At 37.3% G+C, this 6,300-nt stretch carries 6 protein-coding genes; all 6 read right to left on the bottom strand.

Translation table 11 applies throughout. From position 1 onward, the window contains the following. Positions 1-115: 115 nt before the first annotated feature. Entirely contained in the window at positions 116-868 is a 753-nt protein-coding gene (locus tag FJR38_RS05130) for a hypothetical protein (protein WP_168535792.1), read from the bottom strand. 263 nt (positions 869-1,131) lie between these two features. After that, complete coding sequence (locus FJR38_RS05125; RefSeq protein ID WP_168535790.1) at positions 1,132-2,379, bottom strand: DNA cytosine methyltransferase; 1,248 nt, start codon at positions 2,377-2,379, stop codon at positions 1,132-1,134. 17 nt (positions 2,380-2,396) lie between these two features. Beyond that, positions 2,397-3,554, bottom strand: a complete 1,158-nt coding sequence (lpxB, locus tag FJR38_RS05120) for a lipid-A-disaccharide synthase (RefSeq protein WP_168535788.1) — start codon at positions 3,552-3,554, stop codon at positions 2,397-2,399. A 216-nt stretch (positions 3,555-3,770) separates the two neighbouring features. Beyond that, positions 3,771-4,586 carry an acyl-ACP--UDP-N-acetylglucosamine O-acyltransferase gene (lpxA, locus tag FJR38_RS05115; protein ID WP_168535786.1) on the bottom strand — a complete coding sequence of 272 codons (816 nt, stop codon included), beginning with the start codon at positions 4,584-4,586 and terminating at the stop codon, positions 3,771-3,773. A gap of 162 nt (positions 4,587-4,748) precedes the next feature. Further along, on the bottom strand, positions 4,749-5,252 hold the full coding sequence (gene fabZ / locus FJR38_RS05110; protein WP_168492219.1) for a 3-hydroxyacyl-ACP dehydratase FabZ: 504 nt from the start codon (positions 5,250-5,252) through the stop codon (positions 4,749-4,751). A gap of 85 nt (positions 5,253-5,337) precedes the next feature. Beyond that, positions 5,338-6,234 (bottom strand): UDP-3-O-acyl-N-acetylglucosamine deacetylase, encoded by an 897-nt coding sequence (gene lpxC, locus FJR38_RS05105; RefSeq protein WP_168535784.1) that lies wholly within the window; start codon positions 6,232-6,234, stop codon positions 5,338-5,340. Between the last annotated feature and the right edge of the window lie 66 nt (positions 6,235-6,300).

The following is a 6,300-nucleotide window of genomic DNA, read 5'->3' as shown; positions in this document are numbered from 1 at the left end:
CGTACAAGTTAGGAAAGAACGAACCACGAAGGAACGAAGAACACGAAGAAAGGAGGGTTTCAGAGAGATTTTGCGTAAGTCCTATTAGTATTATATTAATATTATTTATCAGAAACTATTGAGCCAAAAATCTCAACAACAAATCTTGTTTTTCCAAATCTGTATTTCCTTGAGACTGATTATTTTCGACTACTTTCCAAAAATAGTTCCGGATTTTAGAAATATGTTTAGTCATTTTATCAACTCCCTTTAAAGTATGAATATTTTTAGGTAAACGGCCACAAAAAACAGATGGAACAACATCTAATAACCACCAATCAAAAAGTTCTCGTCTACCTTGTGATCCTGGAAAAATGGCATAACCCTGAAAGCAATCATCTAAAATATTTAATATAGCTTCTCTAGTTTTCACAGACTCCAGTGCTTGCAGCATATTCTCAAAAACATCAACAGCTTCATCCAGAGCCTGATATTGTCCCAAATAATTCTGATAATTCCGAAATGAAACGTTAAAATTTAACTGATAATTATCTTGAGAATATATCCAATCTCGAAAAAGATACTGAAATATGTTACCAGTTATTGTCTCACGAGGTAAATAAGTTTTAATCGTCGGTTGCACAGCAATTCCCATAACTATAGCCATAAAGAAATAGCAATAACTTATATCTAAACTATTTTTCTCTTTTTCTATTGCATTAAATACTGTGTTCAAAGAATCTTCTAAACTTATTCCGTGAATGTCTTTCTCTTCATATAATTCTGCATAAGAATATGACTGAATTTTCTCTATGACTAAACGTAAAGAATCAGGAATTTTAGCTAAAATTAGAGAAGACTGTTCAACTTGACGCAATATGAATTTCATTTTTACTTATTACTCGGAGGATAGCATCTGAGACAATACTGTTTGGTTAAGAGACAGCGCAATCCAACACAAAAAAGTCCGTAAATGTTGGGTTTCCTAACGTCAACCCAACCTACCTAATTTAATGTTTTTAGCTTAACCGACAAGTATTGGCCTCTGAGATTAAATTTGGTTCTTCCATATTGAATTTATAATAATAATCAAATAATTAATGCAGCCACAATAAAATTGCTTTATTAGCTAAATAAATAAATGCTAAATATTCATTTTTTTCTGGTTCTTGGTTCTATAACATGGCGGTTCACTCCAAAATATTTTGCTGCACCTGAGATATCAAGTGTTAATAACCTAATATCCCCTAACTCTTTAATACCTTGAGGTTGAGACGATTTGATATCTAAAACTTTAATAATTTCTCCTGCTATTGCTTGTGCTAAAAGAGGGGGAACAGAATTACCAATTTGTCTAAAACCATGCCATTTTGTGGGATGGAATCGAAACCAGTCAGGATAAGAATGTAACCGCGCAGCTTCCCTAACAGTAATACATCTGGGAATAAAAGGATGTATGGGACGAGGAGAAGTAAATGCACCTTTATTGCTAGGTGTTCCGGCTCTTAATGTATTACATAAACCATCAGGATTCAGTTTATGAAAATGACTAATTGGTTCGATTTTACCATGAGGTGTAGAAGCAAATCTTTCCATAGATTCGGTCGAATGTTTGGTTCTTAAACTTGATGTTAGTAAAGTATTATCATATTGACGTTTATAGGAATAGTTATTTTTTGCAGTTGTAAGATTCCGCAGCTTTTTAGCATAATCACTAGGTTTAGTAAACTCTGCAAATACCCAATCTTGTTGATATAGTTCTGGAAAATTTTCTATTATTGGTAAATCTTGTAATGCTTCCCAAACTGTGGGACATTTTTGATGAGGGAATGTAATTTTTTCTGGATATTTCGGTAATTCTAGATTTTTACGCGCACCTAGTAAGAATAACCTTTCTCTATTTTGGGGTACTCCATAATTAGCTGCATTTAAAACTTGATAATTTGCATTAACTTGATAACCACTTTCTGAAAATTGATTAATGATTTCAGCGATAAATTCTTTGTGTTTACCTACCGTCATTCCTTTGACATTTTCCAAGACAAAAAACTTGGGTTGCAATTCTACAACTAATCTAATGAAATGGAAAACTAAAGAATTTCTCGGATCATCAAAAGAACGTTTTCCCATTAATGAGAAACCTTGACAGGGGGGACCACCAAAAACTACATCTATTTCTTGATTGGCAATTTTAGAACTATTCCTAATTTCTGCGCCGGTTGTCTCTTCTACACTTTTACATAACACCGTCCAAAAAGGAAAGTTAAATTTATGAATTGCACAATGAATTGGATCTATTTCCACAGAAGCTAGGACATCAAAACCAGCTTGTTCAAAGCCTAATGTCATCCCCCCTGCACCTGCAAATAAATCAACTGCTATGGGACGTTTGTTTACCATTTTAATTCAATATCTTGCTATTTTTTCATTTCTAATATTTCCTTGGCAGTGCGATCGCATACGCCCTCTTCTCCTAAACATTGCCGCATTTCGTGATAATCTTTCCGGGTTTTTTGCTGTTTTTCAGGATTCAATAATAATTCCATTGCAGCTTGAGTAATATTCTCGGCTGTAGCTTTTTCCTGTAAAAATTCTGGGACAATTTCCCGCATGAGAACTAAATTTACTGGAGAAGCAAAAGGAATTGAACCTTTGAGAATATGACGCGCAATCCAAGCAGTAAGAGGATGAAGACGATAAACTACAACTTGGGGGACATTTAATAATGCTAATTCTAAATTGACAGTTCCCGATTTAGTAATGGCAAAATCAACCGCTGCAAAAATTTCTTGTTGTTTACCTGATACTATGGTTGCTTGTAACCCATAATCTTGAATGGCTTTCTCAATTGGCTGTCTAAATGTTTCCAACGATAGAGGAATCCAAAAATGTACGTTGGGTAATTTAGATTGAATATTTTGAGCAGCTTGAAAAATAACTGGTAAGAGATATTTTAATTCTTGATGACGGGAAGCTGGTAAAAGAGTAATCGCTATTTCTTCGTCTTTAATTCCTAATTTCTTTCTCGCATTTTCCCGACTTAGTGCATTTTCCATTCTATCAATCAAAGGATGTCCTACCCAACAAACATTTGCGCCTTTTTGTTGATAATATCGAGCTTCTTCTGGGAAAATTGCCAATAACTTATCTGTAAAGCTAACAATCCGTTTTGTTCTCTCAAAACTGATTGACCACACCCACTCTTGGGGAGCAATATAATAAACTATAGGAACATCAGGAAAATGCTGTTCCATATAACTACCAATACCAATATTGGGGGTCATATAGTCTATGAGTACCACTAAATCAGGTGGATTTTGCTTGAGGTAGGCGATCGCTTGCCGTTGCACCTGAATAGTAGGTATAAAGTAAGGTAGAGCCTCAATAATACCCATTGAACCAATACTGCTAGTATTGCCCAAAATTCTCGCCCCAGCTTGCGCCATTTTCTCCCCACCCAAGGCAATAATTTCTAATGTCAAACCCGCAGCTACAGCTTGTCTATGAAGTGCCGTAATTAATAACGAACCCTGTAGATCCCCAGAAACTTCACCAGTGCTAATAAATATCCGCATTTTAAAATTTTAGATTTTAGATTTTAGATTTTTACTTCCTTTCCTACCCCGTCGAAGATTACCTATTCTTCTTCTTCTTCTCTTCTTCTTCTTCTTCTTCTTCTTCCTTCGCTACCTTCGCTTCTTCGTGGTTCATTCAATCCATATTCATCCAACAAAAACAGATTAAACTTTGAGGACGGGGAAACCCCGCCCCTACATTTGACTGACTATTCATTATTCATCACTGACAGATTTTTTGCCTTTTCCGGGAATTAAACCCCGTCTTCCTGGCATTTGAGAAAGGAGTAAAAAACGGCGGAGGTGTGTTAATTGTTCAGTATCTCCTAAACTTTCTAACTCTTGCAAAGCATCCTTAAACAAGAAATCAGAACGGTAGAGAAGACGAAAAGCTTTTTTAATTAATTGGAAATCAGCTAACGGCATTCCTGAACGTTTTAATCCTACCAAATTGAGCGATCGCACTTTAGCAGGATTTCCTTCAACTAACATATAAGGAGGGACATCTCGATCAATGCGTGTCATGCCGCCCACCATTGACATTCCGCCAATATGGACAAATTGATGGACACCTAAAACACCGCTGAGTCTAGCTCGTGATTCAATATGTACATGACCAGCTAATGCAACAGAGTTAGCAATAACTACGGAATCATGAATCAGGCAATTATGTCCTACATGAACATAAGCCATTAATAAATTACCATTACCAATCACCGTCGCTTCACCTCTACCTGTGGCGCGGTTAATTGTTACGTACTCACGGATAGAATTATTGTTACCAATTTTTACCCAAGTCGGTTCTCCCACATACTTGAGGTCTTGGGGCTGCATACCAATAGCTGCACCCGGAAAAATCTGATTTCCCGTGCCTATTTCACAAGGACCTTCGAGGACAACATGAGAACCAATTACAGTGTCTGCACCAACTCTAACATTCTCGCCAATCACAGCATAAGCACCGACTTGCACTGTTGAGTGGAGTTCCGCGTTAGGATGTATGACAGCAGTTGGATGAATAAGTGTTTTCAAGGGTGAATCTCCAAAACTAAGTGCTGTGTATTAAATATTTCACTAAAGAAACCTGTCGGGCAAAGTAAGTTATGTGTGAGGGCGAAAATTCAGAATTTAGCTACAAGATGTCTAAATATTAACCATTGAGGTTAAGTATTAATGACTAATAACTAATGACTTTTAACTAATTAGAGAAAACATTAATTCCCCTTCAGCAGCTAGTTGTCCATCAACTTCTGCTCTTCCTTGCATTTTCCCGAAACGACGCTGCTTGACCCACAACAGTTCCACGGTCATCACCAGTTGATCTCCTGGTATAACTTGACGACGGAAACGGACTTTATCAATGCCAGCAAATACGAATAATCCTCCTTTTGAGTCCGGCATTTGCGTCATAACAATCCCACCGACTTGTGCCATTGCTTCAATAATTAGCACACCCGGCATCAGCGATCGCTCTGGGAAATGCCCTTGAAATTGGGGTTCATTAAACGTTACATTTTTAATACCTACGGCTTTTTGACCAGGTACATAATCAATAATCCGGTCTACTAGTAAAAATGGATAACGATGGGGTAATAGTTCCTGAATTTCCTCAATAGTAAAGGTAGTTTTAATTGTCGGTGTATTCTCTTCTAGAGATATATTCACTTCCGTAGAATTAGCTTCGGTAATAGTGGACATTAGTTGTAATTGATGTAAATTATTAAGTAAATGGCGTTCAAAATTGTCTTTATGACAAGGGAATAAGAAGGAAGTTTTGGGAATTTTAGATTAGCCCCTCTGTCATCTTGAGGAACGAAACATCTAATATCTTCTGTGCTAGTTGAATGTGTAAATTGTGACTAGCTTTGTACGCCAAAAAATGAGCAATTGGAAAATTTCCCAGTAAACTCAAATCTCCGACTAGATCCAAGATTTTATGACGAACTGGTTCATTTGCAAATCGTAATGGTGGATTTAGCCAACCTTTGTCCCCACAGACTAGGGCATTATCTAAACTACCACCTTTAATTAATCCTGACTTTTGCAGATGTTCAATTTGATGCTGTAAACCAAAAGTACGCGCTGGAGCAATTTCTGTAGCAAAGTCAGCCGCAGAGATTTCTAGATTGGTGGTTAATAACCAACTATGCCATTGATTACCAATTGCCGGTAAATTAAAATCTATACCATAGCTAAATCGGGTTTCTGGTGCAGGTAACGCGCAAACAAAAGCATCACCTTGATAAATCCAGATAGGTTCGGTAATTACCCAAGACTTTGGTGAATTATTCGTTGTTTGACTAACTAAGCCAACTTCCGCAATCCTTTGACACCAAATCTGAGCCGAACCATCTAAAAGTGGCACTTCAGGTCCATCAATTTCAATTCTGGCATTATCCACCCCCATAGCAGCCAAAGCGGCTAACAAATGTTCTACAGTGCGGACACAAACTTCATCCTTACCCAATTGAGTAGAAAGCACAGTCTGACTCACAGCACCAACTTGAGCGGGAATTATCGGTGAATTCGGTAAATCTACTCGCACAAAAAAGCGTCCACTGCGATCGCCGTAGGTATCGCTTCCTGGTGGTGCTGGTAATATTCGCACTTGAGTTTTGACACCACTATGCAACCCCACCCCAGTCTGAGAAATTTCCCCAGCTAAAGTATGTTGTTGCATAAATTCACAATCCAGATATTTTGGTTATTATTGCTCATATACCGTCTTAAGTAGAAACCCTGATTG

It is taken from the genome of Anabaena sp. UHCC 0253, from assembly GCF_009712085.1.
Taxonomy (GTDB): Bacteria; Cyanobacteriota; Cyanobacteriia; order Cyanobacteriales; family Nostocaceae; genus Dolichospermum.
This window is presented reverse-complemented; position numbering and strand designations above follow the sequence as displayed.